This window comes from Thermococcus prieurii, from assembly GCF_054657655.1.
The window spans coordinates 48,228-62,169 of the sequence record NZ_BAAHYH010000002.1 but is presented as its reverse complement, the minus strand read 5'-3'; the positions used below and the strand labels follow the sequence as shown (position 1 = coordinate 62,169).

The following is a 13,942-nucleotide window of genomic DNA, read 5'->3' as shown; positions in this document are numbered from 1 at the left end:
AAGCGATTTCCACTTACTATTCTAAGGTGGCGAGAAAGTGCTGAACGTGGAGCCCGGAGAATATTACTCAATTGTTGATAAGCTGTTTGCATCGAGGATAGTTGAGGCAGTTGAACCACTCGGTGCGAGCGTTGAGAGGATTGACGCTAAAATCAGACCTGAAGGAAGGGTTCTCTTTCTGAGCTTCGAAGTGGAGGTTGTCCAGCACAGCCTCGCGGGGATAGTTGATATGGAAACCGTTATCCAGGGAATCGTTGAGAAGCTCATCCAGGAAGCCAACTCATCCTTTGGAAAGCTTTATGGGGTTGCCTTTGCCCTCGAATCACTGAAAGTTAGGGAGGAAGTTCCCAGAGCGCACAAAAGGGGGGAGGTCAAGCTCGTAATCAGCGGGCCCCCCGAGCTGGAGGACGCACTCAGGCGGCTTGGCCGCGGTTTAATGATAACCTTAAAGGATTGGGGGGTTTCCCTCTCATCAATAACCGTGACCACGGACTTAGTCACCCCGAAGATTGTTTCAGTCGTTCTTAGGCTCACCGAAAAAAAGAGCGAAGCCGAGAAAGAAACCCTGCGTGAAGCCGTTGAAACCAAGGCCAGGGTTTACGCGAGAACGCTCCTCCCCGAAGACCTATCAATCCAAGTTAAGGTTCTCGACCCGAGCGACAGGAACATTGCCCAGGTGATGAGAAGGGCCAGGGAGATAGAGAAGGAAGTTGAAATGCTCACCAAGGATGAGGAAATCAGAAAGCTCATGGAGGCCTTAGGTAAGTCTCCCTCGCCCTGATGTAGTCGAGCAACGGGTGGATTCTCTTCCAAACCTCCTCAACGCTCCCATCGCCGTCAACCCTCACGTATATCCCCTTGTTGCGGTAGAACTTTATTATCGGCTCCATGTTCTTCGTGTAGATTCTGTACCTCCGCTCCACGACCTCGCGCCTGTCGTCCCTCCTCTGAATCAGCTCCGAGCCACAGACGTCGCATATTCCGGGCTTTTTGGGCGGGTTGTGCTTGACGTGGTAAACCGCGCCACAGTTCGGACAGATTCTCCTCCCGCTTATCCTCTCGACGCTGGTTTCAAGGTCTATGAAAATCTCAAGGGCCAAGTCAAGCCTTATCCCGTGGTCGTATAGGTAGCTCTCAAGGGCCAAAACCTGCTCCGGGGTCCTCGGATAGCCGTCAAGGATGAAGTTCTCCCTCTGGCGCCTCAACTTGGAGATTATGAGCGTGTTCACAATCGTGTCAGGAATCAGTTCACCTCTGCTCAGGTAGGCCTCCATCTCCTTCCCTATCGGCGTTCCGCGCTCTATCTCCTTTCGTATCAGGTCGCCCGAGGAAATATACGTCAGACCGTAGCGCTCCACTATCCTGTGGGAGTGCGTGCTCTTTCCGCTCCCGGGAGGGCCGAAAATCAGAATGTTCACCGCGCACCACCATTAAACATTTATGCACACGAGTTGAATAAACTTTTGGTGGTGGCCGTGAAGCTGAGCACCGGTTACGTCCGCGCGAGCGGTTACGCCCACAAGGTAAGGCGCGTTCTATTCGCTCTGGCGAGGAAAAAAGTCGAGCCCAAGGAGATTATCCGTGCCTCGGCCGAACTCAACCAGAGGATTTTCGAGGAGTTCCAGAGGCTCAACGTCTCGAAGGAGGACGTTGTGAGGATTACCGTCGAGTTCCAAATCAAGGACGGCTCGATAGTCTGGGACTACGACTCACTCAGGATTGAGGTCTACAGGAAAGGCGAGGAAGAGAGGCTCGCGAAGGCGATGGAGGAAGTGGAGGAGCGCGAGAGGGAACTCGAGGAGAAGATTAGGGCCATCGAAGAAGTCGCCCTCAACCTCAAGAAGCTCAGCGACGAGCTAATCGAGAGGATTGAGGAGCTCAAGCAGGAGCACACCTCACTCAAGCTCAGGGAAGAGCTATAGAGTCAAGGAAGATGTTGACGTAGGCAACGACGTGGGAAGCGAGGTAGCTCTTTTTCCCGACGCTTACCTTTTCCGCTATTCCCTCCAAGAATGCCTCGTCCTCCCGGCTCAGTCCCTCGTGGTCGCCGAGGACAAAGGCGACGTTCCCCCTGAAGGAAACCCTCTCTATCGGCCTGCCCTCCTCGTGAAGGTAGTAGAGGGTGGAATTCTTGAGCGTCAACCTGATAACGTCCTCAAAGGTTCTGTTGCTCACGTAGAGGCCGGGGTAAACCTCAACCTCCTTCCCGGGCTCCTTCAGTCCCTCACCGGCCTTGAGCGCCTTCATTATGAGCTTCGCCGTGCTCCTCTCGTCGGGATTGAGGCGGACCTTAAGCCTTGGCCCATCAAAGCGTATCGCCTTCGGCGGATTCGGCGGACCGTAGAGGAGGAGCCAGACACGGACATTTTTCCGGAAGCCGTGCGAGAGCAGAAAAGCGGAGTTTAGAAACCTGCAGAGGACGTCTATCCTCCCGCTCGTGCCGGGTAAATCGCTCAGCTTGAAGTCGGGGCTCGTTCTGGCCTTGTTGGCCTTGATTATGAAGGTTCTCAACTCACCCCCTCCCGTGCCTCTCGTACCAGCCCCACTCCTTCTTCGGCCCGAAGGCCCTCACTCCCTTCTTCGCGAGCGTTATCCTCAGTTCTTTCGCAATCTCGGGCGTTATCTCGCCCCTGCTCTCCATCCAGTTGATTATCTCCAAGGCCTCTTCGTCGGTCTCGCATCTCCGGAGGAAGTCTATAACCGTCGGCTCGTAGCCGGCAAAGCTCCTCGGCTCGGCCTCCCGCTCACCCTCCTCCTCGTCGGCCCGGAAGGCCTCTATCGGAACCCCACCTTCCTCAAGCTCCTTCGCGAGGGCAGGGAAGCGCTTCTCAAACTCCTCTTTATCGTACTCCTGCCACGCGAAGTCGTCAACCGGTTTTTTCTTCCCCCCGTCCATAGGCACACCGATTGGGTTACGGCAGTGGGCTTATAAACCCCACCCCGAAAGGGATGGCATGAAGGGTTCATACTTCCTCGTTATCAGGCTCGATGAAGGGAAGAGGATTCGCACGAAGGGGAAAACCTTCGAGCTCAAGCCGGGTTACTACGTTTACGTCGGCTCGGCCATGAACTCCCTCGAAAAGCGCGTCGCGAGGCACTTCCGGCGGGAGAAAAGGCTACACTGGCACATTGACTACTTCCTCAAAGAGGCCGAGCTCCTCAGGGCTTACCTTATCCCGAGCAAGGTGAAGCTGGAGGAGGAACTCTCTCGCGAGGTTTCCAAGTTTGGAGAGCCGATTCCGGGCTTCGGTGCAGGCGATGTTAAGGTGAGCTCCAACCTCTACCGCTTTGAGGACGAGCCGGACGAAGCCCTGATGGGAATCCTCGATAAGCTTGGACTGGGCTGGAAAATCGTTAAAAGCGAAGATGAGACCTACCAGATGGGTGAGTGAAATGTTGGAAATAGGCAAAGTCGAGCGCTACATTCACGAGAAGCTGGAGAAGGAGAAGCTCCACTTCGTTCTCCTCGACCCGGACGACGTTTCGCCGGAAACGGCAGGAAAGATAGCGGAGATGAGCGAAGGCATTGGGGTTGACGCGATAATGGTCGGGGGCTCGACCGGGGCCGAGGGGGACGTTCTCGACAGCGTCGTTAAGGCGATAAAGGAATCCTCCAGCCTGCCAGTAATCCTCTTTCCTGGCTCGCACGGCGGCATAAGCAGGTACGCCGACGCGATATTCTTCATGAGCCTCCTCAACTCGAGGAACCCCTTCTTCATAACCGGCTCCCAGGCTTTGGGGGCCTTCACCGTCAAGCGCTACGGGATAGAGCCAATTCCGATGGCCTACCTGATAGTCGAGCCCGGCGAGACCGTTGGCTGGGTCGGCGACGCGAAGCCTATACCGCGGCACAAGCCGAAGATTGCCGCCGCTTACGCTTTGGCTGGCCAGTACCTCGGCATGCGCCTCGTTTACCTCGAAGCGGGGAGCGGTGCGCCGCAGCCGGTTCCGCCGGAGATGATTGCCCTCGTTAGGAAGGTCATAGACGTTCCCCTCATCGTCGGCGGCGGCATAAGGACGGGGGAGCAGGCGAGGAGAGCGGTCGATGCCGGGGCCGACATCATCGTCACAGGGACGGCGATAGAAAAGGCCGGCTCCATCGAAGGCGCCAGGGCAAAGCTGGAAGAGCTCAACTCGGGAATCAAGGGGTGAGTTGCGTTTTCTGTAACCCCACCAAAACTTTTTTATATCCCTTCGGCCAGCCTAAAACCGCCGAGCTGGTTTCTGACAAGAATACAGCTCAGCGGAGGTTAAGGAGAGATGAGAGGACTGGAGGTGAAAGCGATGAGGGGTGAGGAGGATGAGTGTGGCGCAGATGGCAGTAGGCCACGCACACACGTTCAAAGGAAAACTGAAGGAAGCGTTTCTCCTGTCGTTCCCAGCCCTGTTCCTGTGCCTGATATTTGACTTCGTAGGTGGCGCTGTTCTTGGTAAGAACTGGAACACGATAATGAGCTACTTCCCGATTCTGGTCTTCATCATGCCCGGCCTTATGGACCTGAGGGGCAACATCTTCTCTGCCCTCGCGTCCCGCTTCACGACCAAGCTCAACCTCGGTCTCATAGAGAGCATCCGAGACCCCGAGGTAACTACTCAGATAGTTATGGCGATACTCAGCAGTAAGATTCCCCTGATAGTTCTCTGGGTCGTCGGCCTGTTTCTGATACATAACTTCATTCAGAACGTTATAGTGCTCCTCATGGTTATCGCGTCTGCAATCTTCATAGGGGTTATCCTCGGCTACGGTACGGCGGCGATAACGATAATTCCATTTAAGCGAGGCTACGACCCGGACCTGATAGCCGCACCGCTGATAAGTTCGCTTGCGGACCTTATAACGATGCCAACGATGGTTTACTTTGCCCTGCTCTATCTCCACCATCCGATTCCGTTCTACATCTTGGCCTTTACGATGCTTGGAATCCTCGTATTGCTTGCTCTGAAAGCCAAATTCAGGCACGAACACAAGCGAGCTTTTGGGGAGCTCGCGGCAGTCATTGGAGCCATGGCGCTCATAGAAACCGTAACCGGAGGCCTGCTCGTCACTTACGAGAAAATCATCAACGCGGTAATCATCGTCAGCGTCATGTGGCCGAGTGTGAACGACAGCATGGGAAACTTCGGCTCGATAATAGCGGCGAGGGTTTCAACAAAAATCCACCTTGAAGGTGTAGAAGCAGTCAAGAGCAGGGAAACGCTCTACGACTTCATAGTCCTCCTAATCCTCGCGCCGATAATCGGCTATCTGACGAACCTCATCTCAATGTGGGTGGTTATTCACTACATCCACCGGCCCGCGAGAATCCTCTGGCAGTTCGTACTCGGCTTTCCAGTTGTAATCTTGGTGGCCATGTTGATAGGTCTCGTCGTAGCGATACTGGCGGACAAGTACAACTGGGACCCGGACAACGTGGCGATTCCAGTCGTTACGACGCTCAGCGACGTCATAGGGACAATGTTCCTTGTCTGGGTGGCGCTGAGCGCAATGTAAAAAGAATCAGGCTTCGGAAAGCACCTTGAACGAGAGCCTTCCATCCTTTACAATTTTTCTGAACTCCTGAATGAGCTCCTTACCACCAACGAGTTCCATCCTAACCTCGGACATGCCCGTAGCGTCGGGCGGAAGGAAGTGTATGTCCTTAATCCTGCCAGAGACCTTGGAAAGGAGACGACCCAAAACGTTCCCCCTCTCGCGGTAGGGGAGTCTCATGTTAACTTCAAGGATTTGCATATCCATCACCGCTTTATTCTTTGAAAAAAGACCTATAAAACCTTTTTCATGAGCGGGGATTATCGGTTTCTGAGGAGAATATTCCCAAGAGTTATTACGGGTCCGGTAGATTTTTATCTCAGCGCTTCTATATCCCTCTGGTGATTGCCATGAGGGCCTTCATTTCTCTCGACCTTGAGGGTTTACCTCATATCGTCAGCAGGGAGCACCTCTTCGTGAAGGGCACCCTCTACGCGGAAGCGAGGAAGATAGCGACCGAGGTGGTAAGGGTCGTCGCCGAGACGCTCCATCACGAGCTCGGGGTTGATGAGATTGTCATAGCGGACAGCCACGGCCCGATGGTGAACATCCTCGTGGACGAAACTCCCGACTACATCAAGCTCGTCCGGGGCTTTCCGAGGCCATTGAGCATGGTCGCCGGGGCGAAGGGCTCGGACTTCGCAATCTTCCTCGGCTACCACGCCAAGGCCGGAACCGGCCACGCTACGTTCGACCACACCTACAGCAGCGGGACCGTTGACAGGCTTGAGATAAACGGCGTTGAGGTCAGCGAGACCCTTTTGAACGCCTACCTTCTCGGCGAGTGGGGAATCCCTGTGGCGATGGTCGCCGGGGACAAAGTGCTGATAGAAACGGACGTGAAGACTCATCTCCCCTGGGCGGTCGGCGTTCCGCTGAAGGAGAGCCTCGGCAGGTATTCGGCAGTGAGTCCAGGAATGGAGGGGATAAAGAGGCTCCTCCGCGAAGGAACCCTTGAGGCCTTCAGGCGCGTCGAGCGCGGTGAAGTTAGGCCACTGAAAACCGAGAGGCCGGTCGAGGTCAAGCTCCGCTTCCTCAACAGCGCCTACGCGGAGGTCGCTGAACTGCTGCCCTTCGTCGAGAGGCTCGACGGAAAGACCGTCCGCTTTGAGGCAAAGAACGTTGAGGAAGCCTACAGGACGTTCGAGGTCCTCATCCTCGCCGCCTCCGGAGTCAGCTCGATAGTGAACCGCTAACGATTTAAGCGGAAGTCCGTAACTTAAGCCGCCCCCGGGAAACCGCGGGGGATGAGCGCCTCGGCGAGCCGTGAGTCCCCTTCGCTCCCCGGGGGCACAGTCACAGCCCTTTCTGACGAAAGCGCTGGCGGGAAACTTTTCTTGATGAAAAGTTTCATCAAAGTGGGCATGCCTTTTGAATGGATTGTTTCATAAGGGTTTTACTCTCAAACTTGCCAGTTTTAAGCGTGTTTCCTTCATTAACGCCCTCCAGGCGCGTTCCAAGCTAAACACCTTTTCCAAGCCGGCATGAAAATAAACCCTCCGTCTTTTCGTGGGGTCTCACTTTCATCTTCAAAACCTTGTGCACGGCCTCGGAATCCTCCCCCGCACCCTACCAATTGGTCCGCTGGGCTCTTCCTCATTGGCCGGAATCACAGGTAGGGAGCAAAGAGCAAATCCTCAATCTCTCCGCCGGATTTTCGGAAGACCGCCAAGCTCCAGCCGACGTTTCCAACCTTCTCCGGCCTGTGGGCGTCGCTGGCGAAGGTCAGCTTAACGCCCCTCTTTATGCACTCCCTCACGAACTCCAAATCCGGAACACGGTAGCGGGAGCTTATCTCAAAGGCCTTTCCCCTTTCCTCGGCGAGGGCGATGAGTTCAAGGAGGTCCTCCCATGAAGGGTAACCTATGTAGGGGAAGCTCGCCCCGAAGTGGCCTATTACATCGACGTTCTCATCGAGGAGGGCGACCCTGACGAGCTCGACGTACTGCTCTGGTCTATCAACCCACTCGTGAACGCTCGCTATCACGAAATCGAGCTTTTTAGCTATCCAGTCCGGCACGTCAACGCCGTTGGGAGTTATATTGCCCTCGATTCCGGCCAGAACCGTTATCTCGCTATCCTCGCTCCAGCGCCTTATCTCGCTCAGGTAAGCGTTGAAGTTGCCCCGCAGGAGGTAGTGACTGTGGTCCGTTATCGCGACGAGCGAGAGACCCTTCCGCTCGGCCTCCGCGATGTTCTCAAAGACCTCTCCGAGGCCGTCCGAGTGGAGCGTGTGAGTGTGCGAATCGTGAAGCATGTTCAGGGCTATTCTGGGGCTTTAAAAAAGCTTGTGGACAAAAAATCCAACGTAAAGCTAAACCTTGAGTTTTGACAACCTTTAAATACGACAAGAAAGAAACCCTACCCGGTGGTGTCAATGGTCGAGCGCTCAAAGGTTCGCGTCGTCATAGCGAAGCCCGGTCTTGACGGTCACGACAGGGGAGCCAAGGTTGTGGCGAGAGCCCTGAAGGAAGCAGGATACGAGGTTATCTACACGGGAATCAGGCAGACCCCCGAGCAGATAGTCGAGACGGTTATTCAGGAAGATGCCGCCGTCCTTGGGATAAGCATTCTCTCCGGTGCCCACATGGTCCTTATTCCGAAGATTATCAAGCTCCTTGAGGAGAGGGGCATAAAGCCGAACGAGGACGTCGTAATCTTCGCCGGCGGAATAATCCCGCCCGACGACGCGGAGGAGCTGAAGAAGGTGGGCGTCGCGGAGGTCTTTGGCCCGGGAACGCCCCTGAGAACGGTGATAGAGTTCGTTGACAGGGCCGTCGAGAACCTCAAGCGCTTCAAGGCTTAACTTTATATTCTCCCTCTGGATAATTTCTCCAGTGATGAAAATGACGCTCGAGTCCCTCATTCAGTCGGCACTATCGGGCGATAAGAAGGCCATAGCAAGGCTGATAACCCTCGTTGAAAACGACGAGGAAAAGGCAAGGGAGATAATACGGAGGATTTATCCCCACACGGGGAAGGCCTACGTCGTCGGTATAACCGGACCCCCCGGCTCGGGAAAGTCAACCCTTCTCGACAAACTCATCAAGCTTGCCAGGGACGAGGGGCATAGGGTCGGTGTCATAGCGATAGACCCGACGTCGCCCTTCACCGGGGGTGCACTGCTCGGCGACAGGCTGAGGATGCAGAGGCACTCGACCGACCCCGGGGTCTTCATCAGGAGCATGGCGACACGCGGTTCCCTCGGCGGTCTGGCGAAAGCTACTAACGACGCGGTTAAGGTTCTGGACGCTTCAGGCTACGACCTGATATTCGTCGAAACCGTTGGGGTCGGGCAGATTGAGGTTGACATCGTCAAAACCGCGGATACCGTCGTTCTCGTAACCGTTCCGGGCCTCGGCGACGAGGTTCAGGCCATTAAAGCCGGCCTCATGGAGGTTGCAGACATATTCGCCATCAACAAGGCCGACAGGGAAGGCGTTGAGATGGTCTACCTCGAGCTCAAGATGGCACTCGAGTTCGAGAGGGAGAAGTGGAAGCAAATCGGCTGGGAGCCCCCGGTAGTCGAGACCACAGCCTTCACCCTCAAGGGCGTCAGGCCCCTCTGGGAGGCGATAAAGAGGCACAGGAAGCACATGGAGGAGAGCGGAAGGTTGAGGGAGAGGAGGGCCTTCCGCGCGAGGGAGGAAGTGAAGACGATTATCGCCTCGACGATAGCGAGCAAGGTGGAGGAGAGGCTCGCGAAGGGAGAGGCGAAGGAGCTCATCGAGGAGGTCGTTGAGAGGAAGCTCGACCCCTATTCGGCATCTCAAATCGTGATGGAGAAGCTTAAGGAGGACATCTGGAGGTGATCCCATGTTCAAGAAGATAGACCACGTTGGTATAGCCGTTAAGAACCTTGAGGAGGCGGTAAAGGTCTGGGAGGGCCTTGGCCTGAAAGTTGAGGAAATCGAGGAAGTGCCAGACCAGAAGGTTAGGACGGCAATAATCCACATCGGCGAGAGCAGGATTGAGCTTTTGGAACCCACGGCCGAGGACTCGCCGATAGCGAAGTTCATAGCCAAGCGCGGTGAGGGAATACACCACATCGCCCTCGGCGTTACAGACATCGAGGAGCATCTCAAGGAGCTCAAGGAGAAGGGCTACCGCCTCATAGACGAGGAGCCGAGGATAGGTGCCGGAGGGGCCAAGATAGCCTTCGTCCACCCGAAGGCCGTAACCGGTGTGCTTCTCGAACTCTGTGAGAGGAGATGATAAAATCCCCTGATGACTTGAGAGCGTCTTTTTTCTTTTGCACTATCATATAATGTTGTTATTGGGGTCACCAGTAACATTTATAAGGAGATTATCAGAAGTGCCATCAGATTTGCTTTAATGTTCCTATGAGTTCCAATGTACATCGAGAAGTGATGCCCCATGTTCCTGAGGGGTAAAAGTAGGGGCGGACTTCAAACGGTTCTCGACTACCGCCGACTTTCCACGGTGTTAAGGTCAATCCCGGATGAGAAGGTACTCATAACGAGAAAGATGCCTGGAGAGGTTTCCGATTCGAACGTTATTCACATCTGGGTCACCCGGGTTAGGCATCCCCAGGCGGTTGAACCCACAAACCTCTACGTCATAGAGCAGAGGGTCTGGGACTCCCTCTCCAAAGGCGCCAGGAACGTAATCCTCGATGCCTTTGAATATCTCCTGCTCGAAAACGGGCTTGAGAGGACCCTCCGCTTCGTAGGAAAGCTTAGGGACATGACCCTTCTTTCCAACTCAAACTTCTACGTCACCGTCAGCGATGGCATTGATGAGCGGGTCCTCGCAATGCTGAAGAGAATCGTTGAGTGAGGTTTATATATCATCCTTTCCCCTTCTCCACTTAGGTGTGAGCTATGCCTTACATTGAGAAGATAGAAATGAAGGGCTTCAAATCCTACGGTAACAAAAAGGTCGTCGTTCCGCTCGCAAAGGGATTCACCGCAATCGTTGGGGCCAACGGTTCTGGAAAGAGCAACATCGGTGACGCTGTTCTCTTCGTTCTCGGGGGCCTTTCAGCCAAGGCAATGCGAGCCAGCAGGATAAGCGACCTAATCTTCGCTGGCTCGAAGAGTGAACCTCCAGCCAAGTACGCCGAAGTTGCGATGTACTTCAACAACGAGGACAGGGGCTTCCCTGTTGACGAGGACGAAGTTGTAATCAAGAGGCGCGTTTACAAGGACGGCAGGAGCACTTACTGGCTCAACGGAAAGCGAGCCACGAGGAGCGAGATAATAGACCTCCTGAGCGCGGCGATGATTTCGCCCGAGGGTTACAACATCGTCCTCCAGGGGGACATAACGAAGTTCATCAAGATGTCTCCCACCGAGAGGAGGCTCATCATAGACGACATCTCGGGAATAGCCGAATACGACGCCAAGAAGGAGAGGGCCCTGAAGGAGCTCAAACAGGCCGAAGAAAACCTCGCACGCGTTGATTTGCTTATAAGGGAAGTTAAGGCCCAGCTCGACAAGCTTGAGAAGGAGCGCAACGACGCCCTTCGCTACCTCGACCTGAAGGAGCGTGTTGAGAGGGCCAGAGTCACTCTCCTCCTCGGCGAGATAAAGAAGCTTGAACGGCTTATAGAGGACGAGAGCGCGAGAGATAAGGAGATAGAGGCCGAGGTCGAGGCCCTGAACGCGAAGCTGAAGGAAATCGCCAAGGAGATAGTCGCAAAGGAGAAAGAGCTCGCCGAAGTCGAAAGGGAACTCGAGGAGAAGAGCGAGGACGGAATACTCGAGGTCACGAGAAAAATAAGCGAGGTAAAGTCGAAGATTGAGATGGCGAGGAGGAACATCGAGAACGCCAACCGGGAAATCGAGGAGAGCCAGCGGAGGCTGAAGAAGGCCAAGGACGAGCTCAAGAGAATCGGAGAGGAGATAGAGAAGAGCAGGAACGCGATAAAGCGCTGGTCGAAGAGGAGAGAGAAGCTCCTGGCCGACATAAAAACCCTCGAGGCGAGCAGGAACGAGCTCGTCGTGAAGCTCGGCGAGATTGACAGGCGCTATTCTTTAGCCAGGGAGGAGTTCGACAGGGTCGTCGAGGAGCTCGAGAAGGCTAAGAAAGGCCTCTATATGAAGGAGAGCGAGATTGAGAAGTTCACCGAGGAAATCGAGAGGGCGAAGGCAAGGATAACGCAGGCCAACCTTAAGAGAAACGCCCTCCGCGAGAGGATTGAAGAAACGAAGAAGGCCCTCGAAGAGAAGCGTTCCGAGCTTTCGGAAGTCGAAGGAAAGCTCTCGAAGGCGGAAGCGAAGCTCAGGAAGCTTGAGAAGGAACTCGAGGAGAAGACAAAGAAGCTCAGGAAGCTCGAGCCCGAGCTTGCAACGGCCAAGGAGGAGCTCATAAAAGCCGAGGCGCAGAGGGAAGTCCGCGGAAACAGGGCTGTGGAGTTCCTAAAAAGGAGCAACATTCCCGGTTTGTACGGCACGCTCGGCGAGCTGATAACCGTTAAGGACGGAAGATACGCCCTGGCGGTCGAGGTGGCCCTCGGAGGGAACTACAATAACGTGGTTGTGGAGGACGACCGCGTTGCTGAAAAGGCCATAAAACTCCTCAAGGAGAAAAAGCTCGGAAGGCTAACCTTCCTCCCGCTCAACAAGATAAAGCCCCGCTCGATGCGCGAGAGGCCGTCCCTCGGAATCCCCGCCATGGACGTTGTGAGCTACGACCCGCGCTTCAGGAACGCGGTAGCGTACGCCCTCGGCGACACCCTCATCGTCGAGGACATGAGCGAAGCTAGAAGCGTCGGCATAGGGAAGGTCAGAATGGTAACCCTCGGAGGTGAACTGCTCGAGAGGAGCGGGGCAATAACCGGTGGCCACTACAGGCCGAGGGGCAGGCTCGGGGTCAACGTTGATGAGATTAAAGCGAAGGTGGAGAGGCTTGAGCGCGAGAAGGAGGCACTCGAGGCGGAGGTAAACTCGCTGAAGGCCGAGAGGAAAGGCATCGAGAACACGCTCTTCGAGCTCCGCATGAGGAAGAGCGAGCTGTCAAAGGATTTACAGGTTCTCCAGCGCGACCTTGAGAGACTTTTGGCTGAGGACAAATCGCTCAGAGAGGAAATCGAGGAGAGCGAGACGCTCATAGAGACCCTCACCGCGAAAATCGAAGAGGCAAAGGGCGAGATGGCGAAGCTCCGCGGAAGGATTGAGAGGCTCGAGAAGAAGAGGGAGAAGCTCAGGAAGGCCCTCGACAACCCCGAGGCGAGAGAATTAAACGCGAGGATTAGGGAGGTTGAGGGTCAGATTGCGAAGCTCAAGGAGGAGCTCAGCAGGGTTGAGAGCAAGCTCGAGAGCCTTGAGAGCAGGATAAACGAGGAACTCCTCCCGAGGAAGGCCGACCTTGAGGAGGAAATCGAGGGCTTAATCAACAGAATAAACGCCCTCCAGGCCAACATAAAGGAGAACGAGGAGGCCATAAAGAAGTTCGAGGCCGAGCTCGAGGAGCTGAAGAAGGCCGAGGAGAACGTAAAGGACGAACTAAAGGAGCTCCGCGAGAGGCGCGAGAGGCTGAAGAAGGAGATAGCCGAGCTGAGGAAGGAGAAGGACGAGCTGAGCTCGAAGCTCCAGGAGCTCAGGATAGAGGTCAACACCCTCAAGATAAAGCTCGCGCAGGCCGAGACGACGCTCAAGGAAAAGAGGGCCGAGCTCAAGCACTTCGACGCGAAGCTGATTAAGTCGATAAAGGAAATCCCGCTAGAGCTTGAGGCCCTAAGGGAAGAGATTGAGCGCATGGAGGAAGAGATACGCGCCCTCGAGCCGGTTAACATGAAGGCCATCGAGGACTTCGAGGTCGTTGAGAGGAGATACCTCGAGCTCAAGAGCAAGCGCGAGCAGGTTCTGGCCGAGAAGGAGAGCATAGAGGAGTTCATAGAGGAAATAGAGGGCCAGAAGAAGCAGGTGTTCCTGCAGACGCTCGAGGCCATAGCTAAGAACTTCTCGGAGCTCTTTGCCAAGCTCTCGCCGGGAGGCGAGGCCAAACTAATCCTTGAGAATCCAGAGGACCCGTTCGCGGGCGGCCTTGAGATTGAGGCGAAGCCGGCCGGCAAGGACGTGAAGAGGATTGAGGCGATGAGCGGTGGCGAGAAGGCGATAATAGCGCTCGCCTTCGTCTTCGCGATACAGCGCTACAAACCAGCGCCATTCTACCTCCTCGACGAGATAGATGCCCACCTCGACGATGCCAACGTCAAGCGCGTGGCGGATTTGATTAAGGAAGCCTCGCAGGAGAGCCAGTTCATTATAATAACTCACCGCGACGTCATGATGGCCAACGCGGACAGGATTATCGGAGTAACGATGAGGAACGGCGTCTCAAAGGTCGTCTCGCTCAGCCTCGAGAAGGCCAGAAAAATCCTCGAGGAAATCAGGCGGAGAAGCGACGAGGAGCACAGGGAGATGTTCGGCCGTCTGGAGGGCTGAC

At 55.2% G+C, this 13,942-nt stretch carries 16 protein-coding genes; 11 read left to right on the top strand and 5 right to left on the bottom strand.

The window, feature by feature from the left end; all coding sequences use genetic code 11:
* Window positions 1–37: 37 nt before the first annotated feature.
* Entirely contained in the window at window positions 38–781 is a 744-nt protein-coding gene (locus tag ACYQ04_RS03605; RefSeq protein ID WP_460127420.1) for a hypothetical protein, read from the top strand.
* On the opposite strand, the gene ACYQ04_RS03600 is transcribed toward ACYQ04_RS03605, so the two are convergent.
* Window positions 747–1,418: an adenylate kinase gene (locus tag ACYQ04_RS03600; protein WP_167913656.1), complete on the bottom strand. Its 672-nt coding sequence runs from the start codon at window positions 1,416–1,418 to the stop codon at window positions 747–749. The genes ACYQ04_RS03605 and ACYQ04_RS03600 overlap by 35 nt on opposite strands.
* A 57-nt stretch (window positions 1,419–1,475) precedes the next feature.
* On the opposite strand from ACYQ04_RS03600, the gene ACYQ04_RS03595 reads away from it, so the two are divergent.
* Complete coding sequence (locus ACYQ04_RS03595) at window positions 1,476–1,922, top strand: single- stranded DNA-binding family protein (protein WP_342764497.1); 447 nt, start codon at window positions 1,476–1,478, stop codon at window positions 1,920–1,922.
* On the opposite strand, the gene trmY is transcribed toward ACYQ04_RS03595, so the two are convergent.
* Both trmY and ACYQ04_RS03585 read right to left on the bottom strand, forming a co-directional pair.
* Window positions 1,906–2,511 (bottom strand): tRNA (pseudouridine(54)-N(1))-methyltransferase TrmY, encoded by a 606-nt coding sequence (gene trmY / locus ACYQ04_RS03590; protein ID WP_460127418.1) that lies wholly within the window; start codon window positions 2,509–2,511, stop codon window positions 1,906–1,908. The genes ACYQ04_RS03595 and trmY overlap by 17 nt on opposite strands.
* A gap of 1 nt (window position 2,512) precedes the next feature.
* The gene (locus ACYQ04_RS03585; RefSeq protein WP_460127416.1) at window positions 2,513–2,896 is read right to left on the bottom strand and encodes a DUF2095 family protein; all 384 of its coding nucleotides are present in this window, start codon (window positions 2,894–2,896) and stop codon (window positions 2,513–2,515) included.
* Between the two features lie 58 nt (window positions 2,897–2,954).
* Here ACYQ04_RS03585 and ACYQ04_RS03580 point away from each other — a divergent pair, with 58 nt between their 5' ends.
* The 3 genes from ACYQ04_RS03580 (at window position 2,955) to ACYQ04_RS03570 (ending at window position 5,491) form a co-directional block, all read left to right on the top strand.
* The gene (locus ACYQ04_RS03580) at window positions 2,955–3,392 is read left to right on the top strand and encodes a GIY-YIG nuclease family protein (protein WP_460127415.1); all 438 of its coding nucleotides are present in this window, start codon (window positions 2,955–2,957) and stop codon (window positions 3,390–3,392) included.
* A 1-nt stretch (window position 3,393) separates the two neighbouring features.
* Window positions 3,394–4,152, top strand: coding sequence for a phosphoglycerol geranylgeranyltransferase (locus ACYQ04_RS03575; RefSeq protein ID WP_460129811.1), 759 nt, complete (start codon window positions 3,394–3,396; stop codon window positions 4,150–4,152).
* Window positions 4,153–4,300: 148 nt separating this feature from the next.
* Complete coding sequence (locus ACYQ04_RS03570; RefSeq protein WP_460129810.1) at window positions 4,301–5,491, top strand: magnesium transporter; 1,191 nt, start codon at window positions 4,301–4,303, stop codon at window positions 5,489–5,491.
* A gap of 6 nt (window positions 5,492–5,497) precedes the next feature.
* On the opposite strand, the gene ACYQ04_RS03565 is transcribed toward ACYQ04_RS03570, so the two are convergent.
* Window positions 5,498–5,737: a hypothetical protein gene (locus ACYQ04_RS03565; RefSeq protein ID WP_460127412.1), complete on the bottom strand. Its 240-nt coding sequence runs from the start codon at window positions 5,735–5,737 to the stop codon at window positions 5,498–5,500.
* A 143-nt stretch (window positions 5,738–5,880) separates the two neighbouring features.
* On the opposite strand from ACYQ04_RS03565, the gene ACYQ04_RS03560 reads away from it, so the two are divergent.
* Complete coding sequence (locus ACYQ04_RS03560; RefSeq protein WP_460129808.1) at window positions 5,881–6,726, top strand: M55 family metallopeptidase; 846 nt, start codon at window positions 5,881–5,883, stop codon at window positions 6,724–6,726.
* A 413-nt stretch (window positions 6,727–7,139) separates the two neighbouring features.
* On the opposite strand, the gene ACYQ04_RS03555 is transcribed toward ACYQ04_RS03560, so the two are convergent.
* The gene (locus ACYQ04_RS03555; RefSeq protein ID WP_460127411.1) at window positions 7,140–7,787 is read right to left on the bottom strand and encodes a PHP domain-containing protein; all 648 of its coding nucleotides are present in this window, start codon (window positions 7,785–7,787) and stop codon (window positions 7,140–7,142) included.
* A gap of 120 nt (window positions 7,788–7,907) precedes the next feature.
* On the opposite strand from ACYQ04_RS03555, the gene ACYQ04_RS03550 reads away from it, so the two are divergent.
* The 5 genes from ACYQ04_RS03550 to smc all read left to right on the top strand — a co-directional run bounded on the left by ACYQ04_RS03550 (window position 7,908) and on the right by smc (window position 13,941).
* Window positions 7,908–8,336, top strand: coding sequence for a cobalamin B12-binding domain-containing protein (locus tag ACYQ04_RS03550; RefSeq protein WP_460129807.1), 429 nt, complete (start codon window positions 7,908–7,910; stop codon window positions 8,334–8,336).
* Window positions 8,337–8,376: 40 nt separating this feature from the next.
* Complete coding sequence (meaB, locus tag ACYQ04_RS03545) at window positions 8,377–9,342, top strand: methylmalonyl Co-A mutase-associated GTPase MeaB (RefSeq protein WP_460129805.1); 966 nt, start codon at window positions 8,377–8,379, stop codon at window positions 9,340–9,342.
* Between the two features lie 4 nt (window positions 9,343–9,346).
* A complete protein-coding gene (mce, locus tag ACYQ04_RS03540) occupies window positions 9,347–9,745 on the top strand; it encodes a methylmalonyl-CoA epimerase (RefSeq protein ID WP_460127409.1) in 399 nt (132 codons plus the stop codon).
* Window positions 9,746–9,973: 228 nt separating this feature from the next.
* On the top strand, window positions 9,974–10,330 hold the full coding sequence (locus tag ACYQ04_RS03535; protein ID WP_460127407.1) for a DUF835 domain-containing protein: 357 nt from the start codon (window positions 9,974–9,976) through the stop codon (window positions 10,328–10,330).
* 44 nt (window positions 10,331–10,374) lie between these two features.
* Window positions 10,375–13,941, top strand: a complete 3,567-nt coding sequence (gene smc / locus ACYQ04_RS03530; RefSeq protein WP_460127405.1) for a chromosome segregation protein SMC — start codon at window positions 10,375–10,377, stop codon at window positions 13,939–13,941.
* The last annotated feature ends 1 nt before the right edge of the window (window position 13,942 follow it).